Annotated in this window: 14 protein-coding genes; 9 read left to right on the top strand and 5 right to left on the bottom strand. The window is 63.2% G+C overall.

Annotation, left to right across the window (positions count from 1 at the left end):
- Window positions 1–84: 84 nt before the first annotated feature.
- Window positions 85–2367: a PAS domain-containing sensor histidine kinase gene (locus GKC28_RS11670; protein WP_174147058.1), complete on the top strand. Its 2283-nt coding sequence runs from the start codon at window positions 85–87 to the stop codon at window positions 2365–2367.
- Window positions 2364–3773: a sigma-54 dependent transcriptional regulator gene (locus GKC28_RS11665; RefSeq protein ID WP_174147057.1), complete on the top strand. Its 1410-nt coding sequence runs from the start codon at window positions 2364–2366 to the stop codon at window positions 3771–3773. The genes GKC28_RS11670 and GKC28_RS11665 overlap by 4 nt, the downstream gene beginning before the upstream one ends.
- Window positions 3774–3814: 41 nt before the next feature.
- Here GKC28_RS11665 and GKC28_RS11660 read toward each other — a convergent pair whose 3' ends face one another.
- Window positions 3815–6160 (bottom strand): caspase family protein, encoded by a 2346-nt coding sequence (locus GKC28_RS11660; RefSeq protein ID WP_174147056.1) that lies wholly within the window; start codon window positions 6158–6160, stop codon window positions 3815–3817.
- A gap of 437 nt (window positions 6161–6597) precedes the next feature.
- Window positions 6598–7065 (bottom strand): hypothetical protein, encoded by a 468-nt coding sequence (locus GKC28_RS11650; RefSeq protein ID WP_174147055.1) that lies wholly within the window; start codon window positions 7063–7065, stop codon window positions 6598–6600.
- Between the two features lie 113 nt (window positions 7066–7178).
- On the opposite strand from GKC28_RS11650, the gene trkA reads away from it, so the two are divergent.
- From trkA to hflX, 4 genes are all read left to right on the top strand, one after another.
- On the top strand, window positions 7179–8555 hold the full coding sequence (trkA, locus tag GKC28_RS11645; protein WP_174147054.1) for a Trk system potassium transporter TrkA: 1377 nt from the start codon (window positions 7179–7181) through the stop codon (window positions 8553–8555).
- Window position 8556: 1 nt separating this feature from the next.
- The gene (locus GKC28_RS11640) at window positions 8557–10092 is read left to right on the top strand and encodes a TrkH family potassium uptake protein (RefSeq protein WP_174147053.1); all 1536 of its coding nucleotides are present in this window, start codon (window positions 8557–8559) and stop codon (window positions 10090–10092) included.
- A 121-nt stretch (window positions 10093–10213) separates the two neighbouring features.
- The gene (hfq, locus tag GKC28_RS11635) at window positions 10214–10453 is read left to right on the top strand and encodes an RNA chaperone Hfq (RefSeq protein ID WP_005611588.1); all 240 of its coding nucleotides are present in this window, start codon (window positions 10214–10216) and stop codon (window positions 10451–10453) included.
- On the top strand, window positions 10453–11724 hold the full coding sequence (gene hflX / locus GKC28_RS11630; protein ID WP_174147052.1) for a GTPase HflX: 1272 nt from the start codon (window positions 10453–10455) through the stop codon (window positions 11722–11724). Before hfq ends, hflX begins: the two co-directional genes overlap by 1 nt.
- A gap of 62 nt (window positions 11725–11786) precedes the next feature.
- Here hflX and GKC28_RS11625 read toward each other — a convergent pair whose 3' ends face one another.
- Entirely contained in the window at window positions 11787–14264 is a 2478-nt protein-coding gene (locus GKC28_RS11625; protein ID WP_174147051.1) for a penicillin acylase family protein, read from the bottom strand.
- A gap of 85 nt (window positions 14265–14349) precedes the next feature.
- Here GKC28_RS11625 and GKC28_RS11620 point away from each other — a divergent pair, with 85 nt between their 5' ends.
- Window positions 14350–15255: an NAD(P)-dependent oxidoreductase gene (locus GKC28_RS11620; RefSeq protein ID WP_368041114.1), complete on the top strand. Its 906-nt coding sequence runs from the start codon at window positions 14350–14352 to the stop codon at window positions 15253–15255.
- Window positions 15256–15347: 92 nt separating this feature from the next.
- Here the strand turns inward: GKC28_RS11620 and GKC28_RS11615 are convergent, their stop codons facing one another.
- Window positions 15348–15923 (bottom strand): YSC84-related protein, encoded by a 576-nt coding sequence (locus GKC28_RS11615; protein ID WP_019296230.1) that lies wholly within the window; start codon window positions 15921–15923, stop codon window positions 15348–15350.
- Window positions 15924–16074: 151 nt separating this feature from the next.
- Entirely contained in the window at window positions 16075–17073 is a 999-nt protein-coding gene (gene hemB / locus GKC28_RS11610) for a porphobilinogen synthase (protein ID WP_174147049.1), read from the bottom strand.
- A 184-nt stretch (window positions 17074–17257) separates the two neighbouring features.
- Between hemB and GKC28_RS11605 the strand changes: the two genes are divergently transcribed.
- The gene (locus GKC28_RS11605; protein ID WP_174147048.1) at window positions 17258–17782 is read left to right on the top strand and encodes a component of SufBCD complex; all 525 of its coding nucleotides are present in this window, start codon (window positions 17258–17260) and stop codon (window positions 17780–17782) included.
- A 37-nt stretch (window positions 17783–17819) separates the two neighbouring features.
- Complete coding sequence (gene mfd, locus GKC28_RS11600) at window positions 17820–21275, top strand: transcription-repair coupling factor (RefSeq protein WP_174147047.1); 3456 nt, start codon at window positions 17820–17822, stop codon at window positions 21273–21275.
- Window positions 21276–21323: the final 48 nt, after the last annotated feature.

The raw sequence follows: 21323 nt of genomic DNA, 5'->3' as shown, positions 1-21323 counted from the left end.
TGGCCTTGCTGTAATTTTCCTAGGCAGGACCACGAGATATGGCGGTGACTCGCAAAGAGTCGCACATCAGGATGAGGGCAGTAAGTGGCGCATAAGTCACATCTGAGGGCGGCATACGGGCCGTTTGCGGCCTTGGACCGGTGGCGGAGAACCCGCCGGGCGCGCAATATCGGGACCATTGGCCTGGTTCTGCTGGGCCCCGTTCTGGCCTTGGCAACATTCCTGATTATCGGCCCGTTCGGGCAAGGCGCTTCGTCCAGACCGCTGCGGCTGATTCTGCTGGCCGATCTGGTTTACATCCTGACCATTGCAGCCCTGGTGATGAACCAGATCGTGCGGCTGTTCGCGGCGCGGCGCTCAAAGTCGGCGGGTTCCCGGCTGCATCTGCGGCTGATTGGGGCATTCGGCTTCCTGGCGCTGATTCCCACCGTCATTGTCGCGGTCTTCGCGGTGCTAACGGTCAACGTGGGGCTTGAGGGCTGGTTCTCGCAGCGGGTGCGTCAGGTGATCGGCAGCTCGCTGGAGGCTGCCGAGGCCTATCAGTCGCAGCAAAAGGGTGACCTGACCGAAGATGCCCTCGCGCTGGCGCGTTACCTCGACAACAGCCGGTCGCGCAGTTTCTTCATTAATGATGCCGAACTGCGGCTAGTGCTGGCGCAGGGGCAGCTGCAGGTCCAGCGGGGGCTGCGTGAGGCCTATATCGTCGACAGTGCGGGGCTGATCCGCGCCCGCGGCGAGCGGTCCTATGAGTTCGATTTTGAAAAGCCCAGCGATCGCCAGATCGCCGCCGCCCGCGAGGATGGCCTGATGCTGATCGAGGATTGGGACAACAGCGAGTTCCGTGCGCTGGTGCGCCTGAACGCCTTTGTCGACCGCTTCCTCTACATCAGCCGCGATGTGGATGGCGAACTGCTGAACCTGCTGGATGACACCCAGGAAACTGCCCACCTGTACCATCAGCTCGAGAGCGAGCGGGGAAGGGTTCTGTTTGAATTTGCTCTGCTTTACCTCGGCTTTGCGGTGATCCTGATCCTCGCGGCGATGTGGCTGGGGATGTGGTTTGCGGAGCGTCTGTCGCGTCCGGTGGGGCGGCTGACAGTTGCGGCGCAGCGTGTCGGGGCCGGCAATCTGGATGTGCAGGTTCCTGTTGAGCGGGATGGTGACGAAATCGCCCTGTTGGGTGAATATTTTAACCAGATGACCAAGGAGCTTAAGGCGCAGCACGGGCGGCTGATCGAGAATACCCGCCAGATCGAGCGGCGGCGGCGGCTTTTCGACTCTGTGCTGTCCTCCGTGACTTCCGGGGTTGTTGGCTTGGATGCCGACGGGCGGGTGACCTTTGTGAACCGGTCCGCTGAACGGCTGCTGGACTGGCAGGAGGATCAGCAGTCGCTGGCGTTGGCAGTCGCTGTACCGGAATTCGGGCCGCTGTTTGCGGAGCTGATCGAGACCGGCGCCGAGGTGGTGCAGGAAGAGGTGAAAGTGACCCGGCAGGGACAGCTGGAAAACCTTCTAGTCCGAATGTCGCCGCGGCGCTCCGAAGAAGGCGGCCTGGAAGGCTATGTGGTGGCCTTTGATGACGTGACAGACCTTGTCAGTGCCCAGCGTATGGCGGCCTGGGGCGATGTGGCCCGCAGGATTGCGCATGAGATTAAGAACCCGCTGACCCCCATTCAGCTGAGCGCCGAGCGCATCAAGCGCAAGTTTGCGCCCAAGCTGGGCGAGGAGAACAGCGATCAGCTGCAGGCGATGACCGAAGTGATCGTGCGCCAGACCAATGACCTGCGCAGGATCGTCGATGAGTTTTCGAAATTCGCCCGCATGCCGGAACCGGAACGGCGCGAGGAGGATCTGGTCAAACTGGTGCGGGATGCGGTGATCCTGCAGCAGCAGGGCCAGCCGGATGTCCGGATCACAGCGGATTTGCCAAAGGCAGAGATGCTGTCGGATCTGGACTCAACAATGATTGGCCAGGCTTTGACCAATCTGATCAAGAACGCAGGCGAAGCCATTGAAAGCCTGAAGCAAAAGGGCGCCCCGGATGGGCTGGTTCCGGAAATCCGGGTGTCGGCACAACAGGCAGGCAATGCCTATGAAGTCCGGATTGCCGACAATGGTATCGGTCTTCCGGAAGACCGGGCGCGGCTGTTTGAGCCTTATGTGACCACGCGGGATGCGGGCACCGGGCTGGGGCTGCCGATCGTCAGGAAAATAATCGAAGAGCACGGGGGCACGCTGACGCTGGAAGACGCCCCGGTGTTTGAGGGACACGCGCATAACGGCGCAATGGCGGTGATCCGCCTTCCCGCCGCAGCCCAAAAAGCGGCGGCGCCTAACAAGAGCACAGTGAAAGCAGGTCTGACATGAGTGACATTCTGATTGTAGATGATGAGCGCGACATCCGCGAACTGGTCTCGGACATTCTGGAGGATGAGGGCTATGCCACCCGCAAGGCGGGCAGTTCCGACGAATGCATGGCTCAGCTGGAGGCGGCCCAGCCTGCCCTGATGATCCTGGATATCTGGCTGAAGGACAGCCAGATGGACGGGATCGACATTCTGAAGGCGGTGAAGCGGGACACGCCGGATATTCCGGTGGTGATCATCTCCGGCCACGGCAACATTGAAATCGCGGTCGCTGCGATCAAGCAGGGGGCTTATGACTTCATCGAGAAGCCGTTCAACATCGACCAGCTGATGGTGGTGATCCGGCGTGCGATGGAGACCTCGCGCCTGCGCCGGGAGAATACGGATCTGAAGCGCAAGGATACCGGCCCGGCAGAGATGATCGGGTCTTCGGCGGCGTTCCGGACGCTGATCGGCCAGTTGGACAAGGTGACCAAATCCAACGGCCGGGTGATGCTGACCGGCCCGGCGGGCAGCGGCAAGGAAATAGCCGCCCGCTTTATCCACGCCAATTCGAACCGTGCTTCTGCGCCCTTTGTCACCGTGAACTGCGCCAGCATTGAACCGGACCGGATGGAAGAAGTTCTGTTCGGCCGGGAATCCGCCGAACGCGGGGTGGAGCCGGGGCTGCTGGAACAGGCCCATGGCGGCGTGGTGTTCTTTGACGAGGTCGCCGACATGCCGCTGGGCACCCAGTCCAAAATCCTGCGGGTGCTTGTGGATCAGCAGTTCCAGCGGGTCGGCGGATCGGACAAGATCAAGGTGGACTTGCGGGTTGTGTCCTCCACCAACAAGGATCTGGATGCGGAGATCGAGGCAGGCACCTTCCGGCAGGAGCTGTATCACCGCCTGAACGTGGTGCCGGTTGCAGTGCCGTCGCTGGCTGACCGGCGCGAGGATATTCCGCTTCTGGCAAAGCATTTCATCGCCCAGTTCAATGAGGCCCAGGGCCTGCCGCTGCGCGAGCTGACGGATGAGGCCGTGGCGCTGATGCAGACCATGCTGTGGCCAGGCAACGTTCGGCAGCTGAAGAACCTGGTGGAGCGGGTGCTGATCCTGGGCGACGGCAGCGGCCCGATCGAGGCCAAGGATCTGCCGCGCGAGGAAGAAAAGCCGCAGGAGGAAGGCCGGGTGGTGCTGTCCGGCGCGCTGGCGACGCTGCCGCTGCGCGAGGCGCGGGAGGCGTTTGAGCGCGAATACCTGCTGACCCAGATCAACCGCTTTGGCGGCAACATCAGCCGCACCGCCTCCTTCGTTGGCATGGAGCGCTCGGCGCTGCACCGCAAGCTGAAGTCGCTGGGGGTGGTGACGTCCAACAAAGCAGGCGCCCGGGTGGCGCATGTGGAGAACGAGGAAGAAGAAGCCTGAAGAGGCTGCGGGCGCCCGGTTCGAACCGGGCGCTTGTTTGTTCAGAACAGGTCCTGGCGGATCGGGTTCAGAGCGAAATGAACCTGCGCTGCCAGCCGCAATTGATCAACGGCGTCCTCAGGCACGGTTGCGGGCAGTCCCGCCTCGCGGGCCCAATCTGCCAGTTCTTTGCGTGAGGCTGGGCCGAACTGGCCGTCAACGGCAATGCTTGACCCGAGCCCGCGCAGGACGGACTGGGTCGCGGCTGAGATGTCCGCTTTGGTCATCCCCGCCAGCAGCTCCCGTGCCGCTGCCCGCGCATCCGGGTCATTCAGGGCCATCGCCTTGCCGGCCCGGGCCGCGGCGGCATGGGCCGGGACGCGGTCAGACAGCCGGTTCAGCGCCACCCAGGCGCCATTGGCACCACCCCAGGCGTCGCCGCGGGAAAGCCCCATGTCATACCATTCCAGCGCCTCGGCGGCATCGCTGCCGGGCAGGTCGCCGTTCATGATCATCCGGCCGATCTCACCCGGGGCATGAGGGTGGCCCAACTGGGCAGCCTCGGCGAACAGGGCGCGGGCCTTTTCCTTGTCCACAGGTTTGCCGGCGCCGCCATCGCGGTAGACATAGCCCAGATTGGCTGTGCCATAGATGTCGCCGCGCCCGGCGGAAGCCTCAAGGTATGTTAGCCCGCGTTCCGGCTGCGCCAGTTCATCGCCGCTCCATAGAAAGAAATAGCCAAGCTCGTTCATCGAATAAGTATGGCCAAGCTCGACAGCGCGGCTCAGCAGGTCATAGCCGCGCTGCTTTTCCTCGGGCGTGCTGCTCTTTCGCAGGAGCCGCTTGCCGAAGGCATGCATCGAGAAAGGGTCGCCGGCTTCGATACCCTTGTCCCAAAGCGCAAAGGCTTTGTCTGGGTTGTAGGGGATCGGCACCGTTTCGCGGTCTACATTTGGCGTGACATGCAGATAGGCCACCGCGTTGTAGGCGCGGACATGGCCCAGTTCCGCGGCCTTTTCAAAGGCTTCATAGGCTTCCATCAGGCGCCCCTGGCCTTGCAGCGCGCGGCCTAGCTGATAGTGCAGACGGCCGAGGTCCGGCGCGGCCTGAACAGCCTCCCGGCAGGCGGCTTCCGCTGCCCTTAGGTCGATTTCATTGGGGTAGCGGAACAAGCCAACGCCCTGCAGGTCCAGCAGGTCGCCAGCTTCCAGGTCGCATTGGCGGGCAATCATCTCGAGGTTCACAGTCACGTCGCGCACTGCATCGGCCTGTGCCAGGCGCAGCACCATCCGGTCCCTGCGGACCTGGCCGCCGTCCTGGCGGGCGGGCAGCTCCGTCAGCTTGGGCGCATAGCTGACACTGAGCGCGCCGCCATCGCCAGACTGCAGCGATGTGACACCGGTAGACGAATTTTCAACGATCGAAACCGTTGTGCCTGCCTGAACATAAGGGCTGATTTCAGGCGCAAGCTCCAGCGCCCGGCCCAGCGGCACCTTGACAGACAGTTCCGCTGGGATCTGGTCAAGGCTGGCGGCCACGGCCTCCGTTTCAGTGTCCGTACTGGCAGAGGCGACGTTCAGTGACCGTTCCGCAGGGCGCAGATAGATCTTCTGCATCAGGGTGGAGCTTTCCCAAGGCACCTGGGTATTGCCGGTGGCGCTATAGACATCGCTGCGGATGGCTGCCAGGACGGTCATCGCGTCCTCGTCGGGGTTGTTCGGGAAGTGCCGCACGACCGAAGCCGTATAGGGACTGTTGCTGCCGGGCTCCCCATCCAGCGCGGTGGCGCCGGGGGAGGTGGAAAAAGCCACCAGCGTGTTCAGCGGCGGGCGGAACACATCAAAGCCTTCGCGCGCCTCATATAGCTGGGCGCCGACCTCGGCGTTGAGCTTGGCTTGCGGAACCGGGTTGTCGCGGCAGGAATCCAGCATCAGGATCTGGCTGCCGGCCTTGCCGCCCAGAATGGCGGATACCCGGTCCAATGTGACTGACTGGAACGGCAGGTCGTGAATCCCCGTAAGCTCAGCATCGCTGGTCAGCAGGTAATTGCGCCGTCCAAGTTGAATGCCGTGGCCGGCGTAGTAGAAAAACACCTGGCTGCCGTCGCGGATGTTGAGCGCGGCCTGCCGCAGCAGCGCCTCGAACCCGCGCTTGTCCAGGTCGTAGCCTTCATAGACGGTATAGCCGAAGGTCTTGAGCATCTCTGCCATCGCCTCGGCGTCCTTGCGGGTGTTGGTCAGATCGCTGACGTGGTCGTAGTCCTGTATGCCGATCACGATGGCGGTTTCGGGAGCGGCGCTGCCTTCGCTGGTTTCATAGGCTGCCTGAGCTGGCGCAACAGGCAGCAGTCCTGTACAGGAAAGGGTCAGAGCCGCAAGCGCGGAAGGTATGGGGGAAAGGGCTGTCATGGTTTTGTCCGGGTTTAGCCCCAGCCGCCACCGCCGCCGCCACCTCCAGCGCCGCCACCACCTCCGCCGCCGCCTGCACCGGCACCGCCGCCGCCCGGCGGACCGATGGTTGTCGCAGCAGGAGCGGTTGTTGTGCTGGACGGGACTGTGGAAGCGGCAGCCGGTGCGGGCGCGGGGCGCGTTGCCGGGGTGCTGTAGCTGGCAGGTGCCGTCGCCGGTGCAGATGCAGCCGCCGGCGGCGGAGCAATCGGAGCCGTCGGTTCACAGGCTGCGGTAACAGCTGCCACAGGCAGCGCGGCAAACAGGAAATGTATCCGCATCGGGTACCTTTCTCTTTTGAGAATACTGGTCAAAAATCAATTGGCGTTCAGCTTACTTGAACTTAGTCCGCAAATCAAAAATGTCCTGCCGCTGAACGGCGGACCAAGACCGGATGCTCAGCCGCCGCTGCGGATGACGGTGCTGCCATCACGGTTGCGCTGCGCGCAGGAGGCCTCAGTCAGCGGTGCAAGGCGCGGCCCGGCCAAGCTCAGGGCGCTGCGCTGAGTGCAGCGTTTCAGCGCGATCTGCTGATAGCCTTTGGCGGCCATGCAGGATTTCTCCAGCCGCTGGCGCAGAGGCTTGTTGACATCAACAGTGTAGATGCTGCCTTCCGACCAATAACCGGGATAATAATAGCAGCCGCCGTTACGGCAGACTTGCCGCCCCGGGTAAAAGACGGGCGGATGCTGGCGGATTTCATTGGCGACGGGGGCGTCTTTCAGCGCCTGGGCCGCGCAAGCCAGTTCGTCGCTTTGCAGGCGCGATACCTCCGCCCCTTGCTTGTAGTAGATCGGCAGCGGTCCGCAGGCCGTTGCAAAGGCCAGCAAAACAGCGCCCGCCGTGACTGTTGAAATGCGTTGCATGGCGAAAGAATGGCCGCAAACTGAGGAAGTTACAATTAATTTGACCGTGAAAGCGGCATCTGTCATTCACATCGGGCAAATCTCTGCCCGAAACTCCGCCAAGGGACGTGTAAATGAAGGTCATTATCTGCGGCGCGGGCCAGGTCGGCTGGCAGATCGCCCGGCACCTGTCCGGTGAGCACAATGATGTCACAGTGGTCGACAGCAATCCGGAATTGGTGCGGCGGGCCACCGATACGCTGGATGTGCAGGGCATCCATGGCTTTGCCTCCTACCCGGACGTGCTGGAACGGGCCGGGGCGCGGGACGCCGATATGATCATCGCGGCCACCCACTCGGACGAGGTCAACATGGTGACCTGCCAGGTTGCGCATTCCGTGTTCAAGATCCAGCGCAAGATCGCGCGCCTGCGGGCCAAGAGTTATCTGACCGCGATCTATTCCGACCTCTATCAGCGTGAGCATCTGCCAATCGACGTGGTGATCAGCCCGGAGCGGGAAGTGGCCGCAGCAGCGATGCAGCGGCTGTCGGCGCCTGCGGCCTTTGACACCGAGACCTTCATGGGCGGGATGGCGCAGCTGCTGGGTATCCAGATCGATGCGGAGTGCCCGGTGGTGAACACGCCGCTGCGCCAGCTGACGGATCTGTTTTCCACCTTGCGTGCGATTGTGGTGGGGGTCCGCCGCGATGGGACCCTGTTCGCGCCTGAGCCGGGTGACCAGTTGTTCGTCGGCGACAGCTGCTATGTGTTTTCCCACGTGGACGATGTGCCGCGCACCATCGAGGTCTTCGGCAAGAAAGAAAAACGTCAGGACCGGGTGGTGGTGGTCGGCGGCGGCAACGTCGGGCTGGAAGTGGCCAAAGCGCTGGAGAGCAGCACCTCCCGGATCCGTGCCAAGGTGATCGAGAGAGACCGCCGCTGCGCTGAACGCGCCGCCGAGGAGCTGGAGCGCACCATCGTGTTGAATGGCGACGGGCTGGACCGGTCGCTGATGATCGAAGCAGGCATCGACAAGGCGGACGCAATGCTGGCCGTGACCGATGACGACAAGGTCAACATGCTGGCCGCGGTGCGGGCCAAGGCTGAGGGCTGCCCGCTGGCAATTGCGCTGATCAACGATCCGACTCTGGTTCCGCTGCTGCCGCACCTTGGCATCGACGCTTATATCAACCCGCGCTCTACCACAGTCAGCTCGATCCTTCGCCACATCCGCTACGGCCGGGTGCGCCAGGTCTATTCCCTGGGCGATGCGGAGGCAGAAATGATCGAGGCCGAGGTGCTCTCGACTTCGCCGATTGCAGGTCAGATGATCCGTGAGACGGATTTTCCCGAGGGTGTGCTGGTCGGCGGCATTCTGAAAAACGGCGAGATGCTGCGCCCGTCAGGTGAGACACGGATCGAGGAAGGCGACGTGATCGCCCTGTTTGCAATGGCCGATGACGTGCCCGAGGTGGAGCGGCTCCTGCAGGTGTCGATCGACTACTTCTAGCATGCGCCGCGTGGTCCAAGCCCCCATTGGCGTGCTGCGCCTGCCGCTGTTCCTGCTGATCTGGGGCATCGCATCATTGGCGATGTGGCTGCCGGCCGCCCACGCACTGGTACTGGACGACCATCACACATCGCAAAGCTTTTTCTACTCCGGACTGGCGGGGCTGATCCTGGTGGTGCTGATTGCGCTGTCGATGGGCAACCGGGTGCCGCGCTACGGGATGCCGGGGCAGCTCTTATCGCTGCTGGCCACCTTCACAGTTCTGCCGGCCTTCCTGGCGGTGCCGGTGCAGGACGCGCTGGTCAGCACGCGCTACCTGAACGCATATTTCGACATGGTCAGCGCCATCACCACTACTGGTGCCGATATCTGGGCTGACCCGGGACGCCTGCCGCCCAGCGTGCATCTGTGGCGGGCGATGGTCGGCTGGCTGGGCGGCCTTCTGATGTGGGTGGCCGCCTCGGCGGTGCTGGCGCCGATGTCGCTGGGCGGGTTCGAAGTCACAGCCAAGGGGGAGCCGGGCGGCGGCACTGCAGGGCCGGGCCACATGGAACGCGCGGACCCGCGCCGCCAGCTGTTGCAAGTCACCCGGACCCTGGCACCGGTCTATGCCGGGCTGACCATGGTTCTGTGGCTCTTGCTGATGATCACCGGGGAGCAGGCGCTGACCGGCCTCAGCCATGCGATGTCGGTGATGGCAACCTCCGGCATTTCCGCCACCGGCGGGGTGGAGAACGCGGGCAGCGGCATTGCAGGTGAGATGGTGATGTTCCTGTTCATGTTCTTCGCGCTGTCACGGCTGACTTTTTCCAGCGACACCGTGACGTCCGGGCAAGGGCGTTTGGACAAGGATCCCGAGTTCCGCACCGGCCTGCTGATTGTTTTTGGCGTTCCGCTGCTCTTGTTCCTGCGGCACTGGTTCGCCGCCTTTGAGGTGGACGCTGGCGAGGATTTGCTGCAGGCGCTGCTGGCGTTTTGGGGCACGCTGTTCACGGTGATGTCTTTCCTGTCCACCACCGGGTTCGAAAGCCTCCACTGGGAGGCCGCCCGCTCCTGGTCGGGGCTGGAAACCCCGGGCATGATCCTGCTGGGGCTAGCCGTGTTTGGCGGCGGTGTCGCAACCACGGCGGGCGGGGTCAAGCTGCTGCGGGTTTATGCGCTCTACCTCAACGGCCTGCGGGAAATGGAGCGGCTGGTACACCCCAGTTCTGTCAGCGGCGAGGGCGACCGGACCAAGCGGCTGCAAAAGAACGGTGCCTTTGTCGCCTGGATCTTCTTCATGCTGTTTGCGCTATCGCTGGCGCTGGTCAGCACCGCGCTGGCAGCGGTCGGATCCAGCTTTGAACAGTCGCTGGTTCTGGCGATTGCCGCGCTGTCCACCACCGGCCCGCTGACCGAGAGCGCCAGCAGTGCGCCGATTGTGCTGAACCTTCTGACCGACCCGGCCAAGCTTATCCTGTGCATCGCAATGGTATTGGGGCGGCTAGAGACGCTGGCCTTCATCGCGCTGCTGTCCCCGAACCTCTGGCGCAGCTGACTGTTCCCGCAGGTGGGAAGTGTTTTTCGGGTGGAAACTTATTTTTTCTTTCTCCATACTGAATTTTAACGTGCGTGCTGGTCCGCAGTGCGCGGCAAGAACAAAGGCGAGATAATAAAAAATGGCTTCGGACAGACAGAATCTTCAGGATGCCTTCCTGAATCACGTTCGCAAAACCAAGGTTCCGGTTACAATCTTTCTGATCAACGGGGTCAAACTGCAGGGTGTGATCACCTGGTTCGATAACTTCTGCGTGCTGCTGCGCCGCGACGGACAGTCGCAGCTGGTCTACAAACACGCGATTTCGACCATCATGCCGGCCCAGCCGATCAGTCTCTATGAGGGTGAAGACTCCAATTGATGGAGCATGACAGGAAGCAGACCCGCGCCTGGGTCCTGCATCCGGAAATCAAATCTGACATGGGACGCCGTGAGGCTGCTCCCGCGCTTGAGGAGGCCGTTGCGCTGGCAGCGGCCTTGCCCGATCTTGACGTGATCGGATCAAATGTGGTGCGCCTGCCCAAGGCGCATCCGGGAATGCTGTTCGGCTCCGGCAAGATCGAAGAGCTGGCGGGCGTCCTGAAGGCGAATGACATTGAACTGGTCCTGATCGACGGCCCGGTTTCCCCCGTGCAGCAACGCAACCTGGAGAAGGCCTGGAAGGTTAAGATCCTCGACCGGACCGGGCTGATCCTGGAGATCTTCTCGGACCGGGCGGCGACGCGCGAAGGCGTGCTGCAGGTCGAGATGGCGGCGCTCAGCTATCAGCGGACGCGGCTGGTGCGGGCCTGGACCCACCTGGAACGCCAGCGCGGCGGCCTGGGCTTTGTCGGCGGACCCGGCGAAACCCAGATCGAGGCTGACCGGCGCGCCATCGACGACCAGCTGGTGCGGCTGCGCCGACAGCTGGACAAGGTGGTGAAGACCCGGACGCTGCACCGCGCCTCGCGCGCGAAGGTGCCGTACCCGATTGTGGCGCTGGTGGGTTATACCAACGCCGGCAAGTCGACGCTGTTCAACCGGCTGACGGGCGCTGAGGTGATGGCCAAGGACATGCTCTTTGCCACCCTGGACCCGACCATGCGCCGGGTGCAGATCCCCGACGGGCCGGAGGTGATCCTGTCCGACACGGTGGGCTTCATCTCGGATCTGCCGACAGAACTGGTCGCTGCCTTCCGCGCCACACTGGAAGAGGTGCTGGCGGCGGATGTGATCCTGCATGTGCGCGACATCAGCCATGACCAGAGTGAGGAGCAGGCAGAGGATGTGGAGGCGATCCTGACGTCGCTGGGTGTGGACGAAAACCGCGCCCGGATCGAAGTCTGGAACAAGCTGGACCAGCTGTCTGAGGATGAAGCCGAAGCCCGCCGTCAGCGTGCGGCGCGCGAGGAAGACGTCCATGCAATCTCAGCCCTGACCGGCGAGGGGCTGGACGGACTGCTGGCTGACATTGCCGAGAAGCTGCAGGGCGTGCGGCATGAGGAACTGCTGCAACTGACCTTCGCGCAAGGCAAGCAACGCGCCTGGCTGTTCAAGGAGGATCTTGTGCAGCGCGAAGAGCAAACCGAGACCGGGTTTGACATCACTGTGCTGTGGACGGACCGGCAGAAGGCCAAGTTCGGGAGGCTTTGAAGCTTGCACCATTCAGAACGAAAAACGGGCGCCGCAGCGCCCGTTTTTTTATTGCCCCGTTTTTATTGGCGGGGGGTGATCCTTGTCACTCCGACTGCCGCGGCGCGGGCCAGTTCTTCGTCCAGCGACATCGGGATGTATTCACCGCGCCGCCACAGCTGGGCCATGTCGTCATAATAGCGCGACAGCGGGTGGCCGGACTGACCAGTGGCGGTGATGAAGACGGAACTGTCCGGGTCGGCAAAGTCATAAACCCCGCGGTAGCCGGCGGCGTGGATGTTCTGGAACGGGTCGGGGTCCTTGCCGGAGCTTTTGCCGCGCTGCAGGGTGTTGTCGCCGCCGCTGGTGGACTGGCGGATGTTCACGAAATAGCGTAGCAGCGGCACGTCGCCCAGAACTGCATGGTCCTGCACCGCCTGATGTGCATCCCCCCAGCGCAGCGATTCCAGCGCGTCGCCATAGCGTTCCTCGATCCAGATCAGCGCATCATCCAGCGCCAGGCGGGCCATGTCGGTGCAGCTCTCTTCCGGCGCGCTCTGGCGCACGTCGCACCAGGCCGAGGCACCGTCAACGTCGCGGAAGACGCGTTCGATGAACAGCGGCTCCACGTGGCGGTAGGATTTTGCGACCGGACCCAGTTCGTCAGTGATCAGGCGGGCCTGCAGCGCGCGCAGCCAGGCGGCATAGATCAGCGGTTCCGGCAGATGTTCGTTCATCTCGCCGTTCCACTCTGACAGCAGGGTCAGGGCGATCTGGCGCTGGCGTTCACGGGTGCCGGTCGGCGCGGCCTCGCCGGTGAACCACAGGTTTGCGCCGATCAGCGGCAGCAGGGTGCGGGCGGTGTAAGAGACCGTGTCCAGCTGCGCCTCGATGAAGCTGTCGCGGGTGTGCACCTCGCGGTTCTGCATCAGCTTTTCCCAACGGTGGATGCGCTGCGTGTCGCCCCAGTCAAAGGAGACATGCTTGGGGAACGGGCGGTCCAGGATCTTATTGTTGGTGTTGCCCAGGATGCCGCCCGCGGGGCTGACGAACTCCGGGTTCTCCGCATAAGGCGCCTGGCCCTGCCAGCGGTTCTCCGGGTGCCAGCCCTGGCTGGGCATCCGGCCCTTGCTTTGATGGCCCGCGTCGCGCAGCGGGAAGGCGCCGACGGTCTTGAGCGCGATGGTCTCCTTGTCCGCTAGCGTCAGGTTCTGTGCCGGGGCAACGAAACCCTCTCCAGCGATGATCGCCTCCTGCACCGAGGCGCTGCGCATCAGGCCGATGGTGGCGCTCATGGAGGTGTCTTTTGGGCTAAGCACGGTCCAGCTGAGCGACACCACATGGCCGGGCGGAGTGATTTCTGCCAGGTTGAACATGGAGCCAGGCAGCACCGGGCCGTTGTCGGTCCAGCGCAGGGTCAGGGTGACGGGGGCCTCGTTTTTGATCTTGATGATCGAGGGGCGGGTGATGAATTTCTTGTAACCGTCAACGCTCAGATATTCCTGCGGGTTTTCCGGGTTCAGCCTTTCGATGAACAAGTCCTGATCATCCATGTAGGAAGACGTAACCCCCCATCCCAGCGCGTCGGAGCGCCCGGTGATCACCGCCGGGATGCCGGGGATGGTGCCGCCGATCACACCGCCGGTACCCAGCTCCAGCCGCGCCAGATACCAGATTCCGGGGGCGCTGAGACCCAGGTGGGGGTCATTGGCCAGGAGCGTGCCGCCTGCCGCCGAGCGGCTGGGTGAGGCGGCCCAGGCGTTGGATGCACCGGCCAGACCGCGCGGGGCCACCGGGAACAGCAGGCTGTTTTCCTCGATGGGGGCGGCAGAGGCAAACTGCGGGGCACCGGGCACCAGATCTGCGTATTCGGGCAGGGCGGTCACGCCTTTTCCGGGGGCGGCCGGCAGGATGTCCCGGATGCGGTCCGCATCCTTCAGCGCAAGCGAGGTGCGGGCGCGCAGGATCTCTTCCCGCATGTGGCCCGAAAGCTGCAGCGCCATCAGCTTCATGATCGCAATACTGTCGGCGGGCTGCCAAGGGGCTAGCGGCATCTGAAACAGGAACATTTCCGGCGCGCCGCGGCCCAATGCGTCCTCGTTGATTTCCAGCAACCGGGCGTTGACACCATCAGCATAGGACTTGAGCGCGGCCATCGCTTCCGGCGATTGCACCTCCACCGACTGCCGCGCCAGATTGTAGAGGTCGAGACGGCGCAGGTAGGTGTCGGTCTCTACCGTGCGGGTGCCGAAGATTTCCGACAGGCGGCCCTGGGCGGTGCGCCGCATCACTGCCATCTGCCACAGCCGGTCCTGGGCATGGGCGTAGCCGAGGCCGAAATACACATCCTCATCGCTGGCGCCGAAGCTGCCGAAAATATGCGGCACATTGGCGTTGTCGCGCACGATCTCTACGGGAGAGGAGAGGCCGGGCAGGGCCAGCTCCTTTTCGTACTCGGGCAGCGACTGCGAGGCCAAGTAGTAGACCAGTGCAGCGGCCAGAACGCTCAGCAGAATCAGGCCCGCAGCAAGGCGCAGAAGCCAGCGGAAAAAAAGTCCCATCAGCGGTTGTTTTCCCTCGGTTTTTTTATTTCCAGCCGCATGGCAGATTGCGCCCCGCGGCGGCGGTGGTAGGGTTGGCGCCAACATATGCGAAGACAGATCAGGGGAAAAGCAGATGGCAAAAATCGCGTTTCTGGGGCTTGGTGTCATGGGCTATCCGATGGCCGGGCACCTGCAGGCCGCGGGCCATGAGGTCACCGTCTACAACCGTACCGAGGCCAAGGCCAAAGCCTGGGCCAAGGAGCATGGCGGCCATTTTGCAGCAACTCCGCGGGCGGCGGCCTCGGGCGCGGAATTCGTGATGGCCTGCGTCGGCAATGACGACGACCTGCGCTCGGTCTGCCTCGGCGCTGACGGGGCCTTTGCCGGCATGGCCAAGGGCACGGTCTTTACCGATCACACCACGGTGTCGGCCAAGGTCACGCGGGAGCTTTGTGGCGCAGCGGCGGAACAGGGTATTGCTTTTGTCGATGCCCCCATCTCCGGCGGCCAGGCAGGGGCGGAGAATGGCGTTCTGTCCGTCATGTGCGGCGGTGATGAAGACGCCTATGCCCGCGTTGAGCCGGTGATTGATGCCTATGCCCGCATCTGCCGCCGCATCGGAGAGAGCGGCGCAGGTCAGATGACCAAGATGTGCAACCAGATCGCCATTGCGGGCCTGGTGCAGGGCCTCAGCGAGGCGCTGCATTTCGCAGAGAAAGCCGGCCTCGACGGGCGTGCGGTGGTTGAGGTGATCAGCCAGGGCGCTGCAGGCAGCTGGCAGATGGCCAACCGCTATGAGACCATGCTGGACGATCATTTTGAGCATGGCTTTGCGGTGGACTGGATGCGCAAGGATCTGGGCATCTGCCTGGATGCCGCGGATGAGACTGGCGCCAGCCTGCCGGTGACGGCGCTGGTGGACCAGTTCTACAAGGAGGTGCAAAAGATGGGCGGCGGGCGCTGGGACACCTCGTCGCTGTTCAAGCGGCTGCGCAAGCTGGACGGCTGACATGAAAATGGCCTTTCCGGATGGAAAGGCCATGCCTCTAGCGGGGATATTTCAAGCCAGAAGAAAAGGCGGGTTCTGCCGCCTGTTTCCGCTTAGGGAATGATACGGGTGTATTTGGTGCCTTCCAGGGTGGCACCCACACGCAGACCCGCCTGGGCAAAGACCACGGCCAGCACCGGCGAGGTCAGCGTATTGGTATCGGCCCGCAGAGACTCGCCTTCGTTCATGATGACAAACTCGGCATCGGCGCCAGCCGCCCAGCCCTGCGAGCGGCGGAATCCGGACAGCGCGTCCTGGGTCATGAAAAACAGCACGTGGGCATATTGCTGGGCGCCGATCTGAATGCCGGCATTGCCCTTGTAGGTGGCGTAGTAGTCGACGGTCACGTCATTGATCCGCAGCGCACCGCGGCCGTAGGCGCCGCCAAAGACAAAGCCTGCCTCAGTCACCAGTGGCATCACCAGCATGCCGGAAGCTTTGTCCGCCAGGGTGCGTGTATTCGGGTACTGGTTATACATGTGGTTCAGCGTGGCATCGACACGGGCGTCGATGGTGGCTGCGTTTGTGTTGCCGACGCCATTGCCGCAGGCGGCAGTGACGCCTGCACCGGCCAAAGCGGTCAGGGCAAAACCGCGGCGGGTCATGCGGGTAGAGGAATTATCGCTCATTTTTCAGGTGCCTGTAATGAATTGCTCCAAGGCCGGTTCGATCCGGCTCTGGCCAGGTTTATACGCGGAAAACCGCTGCCTGTCATCCGCTGCAAAGGCAGATATTGGCGGCTTCCCGCTGAAGTGATCCAGCGTGGGCCGGAGCGGCGCGTCAGCCGTTCAGCAGGCGCGCTGCGGCGGGGGCGAAATAGGTGAGGATGCCGTTGCAGCCTGCGCGCTTGAAGGCCATTAGGCTTTCCATCATCACTTTTTCTCCATCGACCCAGCCATTCTGGGCCGCGGCCTGGATCATCGCGTATTCCCCGGAGACCTGATAGGCATAGGTTGGCACGCCGAAGGCGGATTTCACCCGCTGGCAGATGTCAAGATAGGCAATTCCGGGCTTTACCATTACCATGTCGGCGCCTTCCATCAGGTCGCGTTCGATCAGCCGCAGCGCCTCGTCGCTGTTGGCGGGGTCCATCTGATAGGTTTTCTTATCGCCCTTCAGCGCGCCCGAGGCCCCGACCGCATCGCGGAATGGTCCGTAATAGGCGGAGGCGTATTTGGCCGAGTAGGAAAGGATCGCCACATTGTGGTGGCCTGCCTGCTCCAATCCCGTGCGCATCGCACCGATACGGCCGTCCATCATGTCGGAGGGGCCGATGATGTCGGCGCCGGCATCGGCCTGGGCCAGGGTCATCTTGACGAGTGTTTCGACGGTGGCGTCATTGACGATCTCGCCATCCACCACATAGCCGTCGTGGCCGTTGATGTTATAGGGGTCCAGCGCCACGTCGGTCATCACCGCGATATCCGGCGCCGCATCTTTGATGGCGCGGATGGCGCGGTTGGTCAGGTTGTCCGGGTTCCAGGCCTCGGCGCAGTCCTCTGTCTTGAGCGAGGCGTCGGTGTAGGGAAACAGGCAGATCGCCGGAATGCCCAGCGCCTGAGCTTCCACCGCGGCCGCGGCGACCTTGTCCACCGAACGGCGCATCACGCCGGGCATCGAGGCGATGGGCTCCTCCTGGCCTTCGCCGTCGCGGACAAACACCGGCCAGATGAAATCGGACGGGGTCAGGGTGTTTTCCTGCACCAGATTGCGGATCGCCTGGCTGGCACGGGTGCGGCGCAGGCGGGCGGCGGGAAAGGGCGCGACGGTGGGCTTCATGGCGGTCTCTCGTTTTGGCTGGCCCATGGGTGGCATGGAAGCTGCCCCGGGAACAAGAGGCACATTCGCCGCGCCGGGAAACTTGTGCGTTCTGCGGGCTTGCCTGCGGGCGTTTCCCGGTTGATATAGGGCCAGTTACATAAAACAGGCCCGAAGGGCCGGCAGCGGCAAGTTGGGGGCTGGAGTGGATCTGTTTCAAATCCTCTATGAGATGATCGACCTGCGGTCGTTTTCCAACCTCTGGTACTGGATTGCACTGGCGGTGATGTGGTCCTCTGCCAGCCACAGGGTTCTGGGTGTCCCGTTTGACATGGTTCAGCGGGCACGCCGCCGCGGGGGGCAGGCCGAACAGGACCTGGAGGACATGGTCCGCGTCAATGTGAACCGGCTCCTCTACATTGCCGAAGTGTCCGGCCCGTGGCTGGTGGCGCTGGCCTGCTTTCTGCTGTCTGCCCTGGCAACGCTAGGCTTTGCCTTCCTGATGGAATTCGCCCAGGCTGTGTTCCTGCTCGCTTTCCCGATGTCCTTTGTCGGGGTCATCAGCTTTTTCACGGCGCGCCGGATTGCACGGGACGGGGCTTCGGGCGAGGACCTGTGCAAGCGGCTTGCCATGTGCCGGCTCTGCATTCAGTTCGTGGGGTCAATCTCAATTCTTGTGACCGCCTTCTGGGGAATGTATCAGAACCTCTCGATCGGCGCCTTGGGCTGAGGGGCAGGGTTTTCAGCGAACCCGGAAAGGAAACCGCATGGCACAGCGCGCAATCACCATGGGCGGCGCCCCTGAAGGGTATGATGCCCGGCTGATCCTGAAGGAAGTACAGAAGTCCGGCGCGCCGCTGCTGCATGTGGCGCGCGATGACAAGCGGATGGAGGCAATGCGGGCGGCACTTGCCTTCTTTGCACCGGAGATGCCGGTGTTTGTGTTCCCGGGCTGGGATTGCTTGCCTTATGACCGGGTGTCGCCGAATGCCGATATCTCTGCGGCGCGGATGGCGACCCTGGCGGCGCTGGTGCATCAGATGCCCAGCCAGTTTGTGCTGCTGACCACGCTCAATGCCGCCAGCCAGCGGGTACCTGCGCGGGAGGTGCTGCGCGAGGCGGCCTTTACCGCCCGTGTCGATCAAAGGGTGGATGAAGAGGCGCTGCGCAACTTCCTGGTCCGTATGGGCTTTTCCCAAAGTCCGACCGTTATGGAACCCGGCGACTACGCCATTCGCGGCGGCATCATTGACATTTTCCCGCCGGGTGAAAGCGGCCCGGTGCGGCTGGACCTTTTCGGCGATGTTCTGGACGGCGCCCGCCGGTTTGATCCTGCCACCCAGCGCACCACCGAGAAGCTGGAGGTGGTGGAACTGGCGCCGGTTTCCGAAGTCATCCTGGACGAGGCAGCCATCACCCGGTTCCGCCAGAACTACCGGATTGAGTTCGGCGCGGCAGGCACTGATGATCCGCTTTATGAGGCTGTCAGCGCAGGCCGCAAGCATCAGGGGATCGAGCACTGGCTGCCATTCTTCCATGAAAAGCTGGAAACGCTGTTCGATTACCTGCCGCAGGCCACCGTGACGCTGGACGACCAACTGACTCCGGCGCGTCTGGCGCGCTGGGACAGCATCGAGGACCAGTACGGCACGCGGAAGCATGCGCTGGAGCAGAAGGGGCGGATCGACACTGTCTACAAACCGGCGCCGCCGGGCCTGCTGTATCTCGACGATGCGGCCTGGGAAGCGGCTGTTGCAGATATGCGCGTCGTGCAGTTCCATCCGCTGGCGCAGGCCTCCGGCCCCGGCGTCGCAGATGCGGGCGGCCGCATCGGACGCAACTTTGCGCCGGAGCGCCAGCAGGAAAACATCAGCCTTTTCGGCGCCTTGGCGGCGCACATTAAGGTGCGGATGCAAGAGGGCCCGGTCCTCATCGCCTCTTACTCCGAGGGTGCGCGGGAACGTCTGGCCGGACTGATCGAGGATGAGGGCCTGGCCGAGGCCATCCCGGTGATGGACGGCACCCGCATTGGAAAATCCGGCCTGCATCTGGCGGTCTGGGCGCTGGAGCACGGGTTCGAGGCGCCGGATATGACGGTGATCTCGGAGCAGGACGTGCTGGGCGACCGGCTGATTCGGGCGCCGAAGAAACGCCGCAAAGCGGAAAACTTCCTGACCGAAACCCAGTCGCTCAGCCCCGGCGATCTGGTGGTGCATGTGGACCATGGCATCGGCCGCTACAAGGGGCTGGAAGTGGTCACCGCCGCGGGCGCCGCGCATGAATGCATCCTGCTGGAATACGCCGAACAAGCGAAGCTCTACCTTCCCGTCGAGAACATCGAACTGCTGTCCAAATACGGCCATGACGAGGGACTCTTGGACCGTCTCGGCGGCGGCGCCTGGCAGGCCAAGAAGGCCAAGCTGAAGGAACGCATCCGCGAGATGGCGGACAAGCTGATCCGCATCGCCGCTGAGCGCGCATTGCGCAAGGCGCCGGTGATGGATCCGCCGCCGCACGCCTGGGAGGAGTTCTCGGCCCGTTTCCCCTATCAGGAGACCGACGACCAGCTGCGCGCCATTGAAGACGTGATGGAGGATTTGCACTCCGGCCAGCCGATGGACCGGCTGATCTGCGGCGACGTGGGCTTTGGCAAGACTGAGGTGGCGATGCGCGCGGCCTTTGTCGCCGCGATGTCGGGCCTGCAGGTGGCGGTGGTTGCGCCAACCACGCTGCTGGCGCGCCAGCACGCCGCGTCCTTTGCCGAACGGTTCCGCGGTTTCCCATTGCAGGTCAGGCAGTTGTCGCGCTTTGTTAGCGCAAAGGAAGCAAGCCAGACCCGCGAAGGACTGGCCAAGGGCACCGTCGACATCGTGGTCGGCACCCATGCTGTACTGGCGAAGAACATCAAGTTCCAGAACCTTGGCCTGCTTATCATCGATGAGGAGCAGCACTTTGGTGTCGCCCACAAGGAAAGGCTGAAACAGCTGCGCAGCGACATCCATGTGCTGACCCTGACGGCCACGCCGATCCCGCGGACCTTGCAGTTGTCCCTAACCGGTGTGCGCGATCTGTCGATCATCGGCACGCCCCCCGTGGACCGGCTGGCAATCCGCACCTATGTCAGCGAATTCGATACCGTTACGATTCGCGAGGCGCTGCTGCGCGAGCATTACCGCGGCGGGCAGAGCTTCTATGTGGTGCCGAGGATCACCGACCTGCCGGATGTTGAGGAGTTCCTGAAGGCGCAGCTGCCGGAGCTCACCTACGTGGTGGCGCACGGGCAGATGGCGGCGGGGGAACTCGACGACCGGATGAACGCCTTCTATGACGGCAAATACGATGTGCTGCTGGCGACGACGATTGTGGAGAGCGGCCTGGATATTCCCACCGCCAACACGATGGTCGTTCACCGCGCCGACATGTTCGGCCTGTCCCAGCTCTATCAGATCCGCGGCCGCGTCGGCCGCTCCAAGACCCGCGCCTATGCCTACCTTACCACCAAGCCGCGCCAGCGGCTGACCCCGGCCGCAGAGAAGCGCCTGCGGGTGCTCGGCTCCCTGGATACGCTGGGCGCGGGCTTTACGCTCGCCTCGCAAGACCTTGATATCCGAGGCGCAGGCAACCTTCTGGGCGAGGAGCAGTCCGGCCAGATGCGCGATGTCGGCTATGAGCTTTACCAGTCGATGCTGGAAGAGGCGATTGCCAAGATCAAGGCGGGCGAGATGGAGGGCCTGTCGGATGCCGATGATCAGTGGGCGCCGCAGATCAACCTCGGCGTTCCGGTGCTGATCCCCGAGGAATACGTGCCCGATCTGGATGTCCGTCTCGGCCTCTACCGCCGCCTGTCGTCGCTCTCGACCAAGGTGGAGCTGGAAGGATTCGCCGCGGAGCTGATCGACCGTTTCGGCAAGCTGCCCAAGGAAGTCAACACGCTGATGCTGGTGGTGCGCATCAAGGCGATGTGCAAACGCGCAGGCATCGCCAAGATGGACGGCGGCCCGAAGGGGGCGACGATCCAGTTCCACAACGACAAGTTCGCCTCGCCGCAGGGGCTGGTGGAGTTCATCCAGGGTCAGAACGGTCTGGCCAAGGTGAAGGACAACAAGATCGTCGTGCGCCGCGACTGGAAAAAGGACGCCGACAAGATCAAGGGCGCCTTTGCCATTGCCCGCGACCTGGCAGAGAAGGTTGTGGCCGAGAAGAAGAAGGCGAAGGCCGGGTAAAGTACGCCAGGGAAATTCGAATTTCCTTGGCAAATTTCTTCGCAAGAA

It is taken from the genome of Leisingera sp. ANG59 (genome assembly GCF_013317235.1).
Classification (GTDB): Bacteria; Pseudomonadota; Alphaproteobacteria; order Rhodobacterales; family Rhodobacteraceae; genus Leisingera.
Note: the sequence above shows the minus strand (reverse complement) of the source record. Positions and strands in the feature narration are given on the sequence as shown.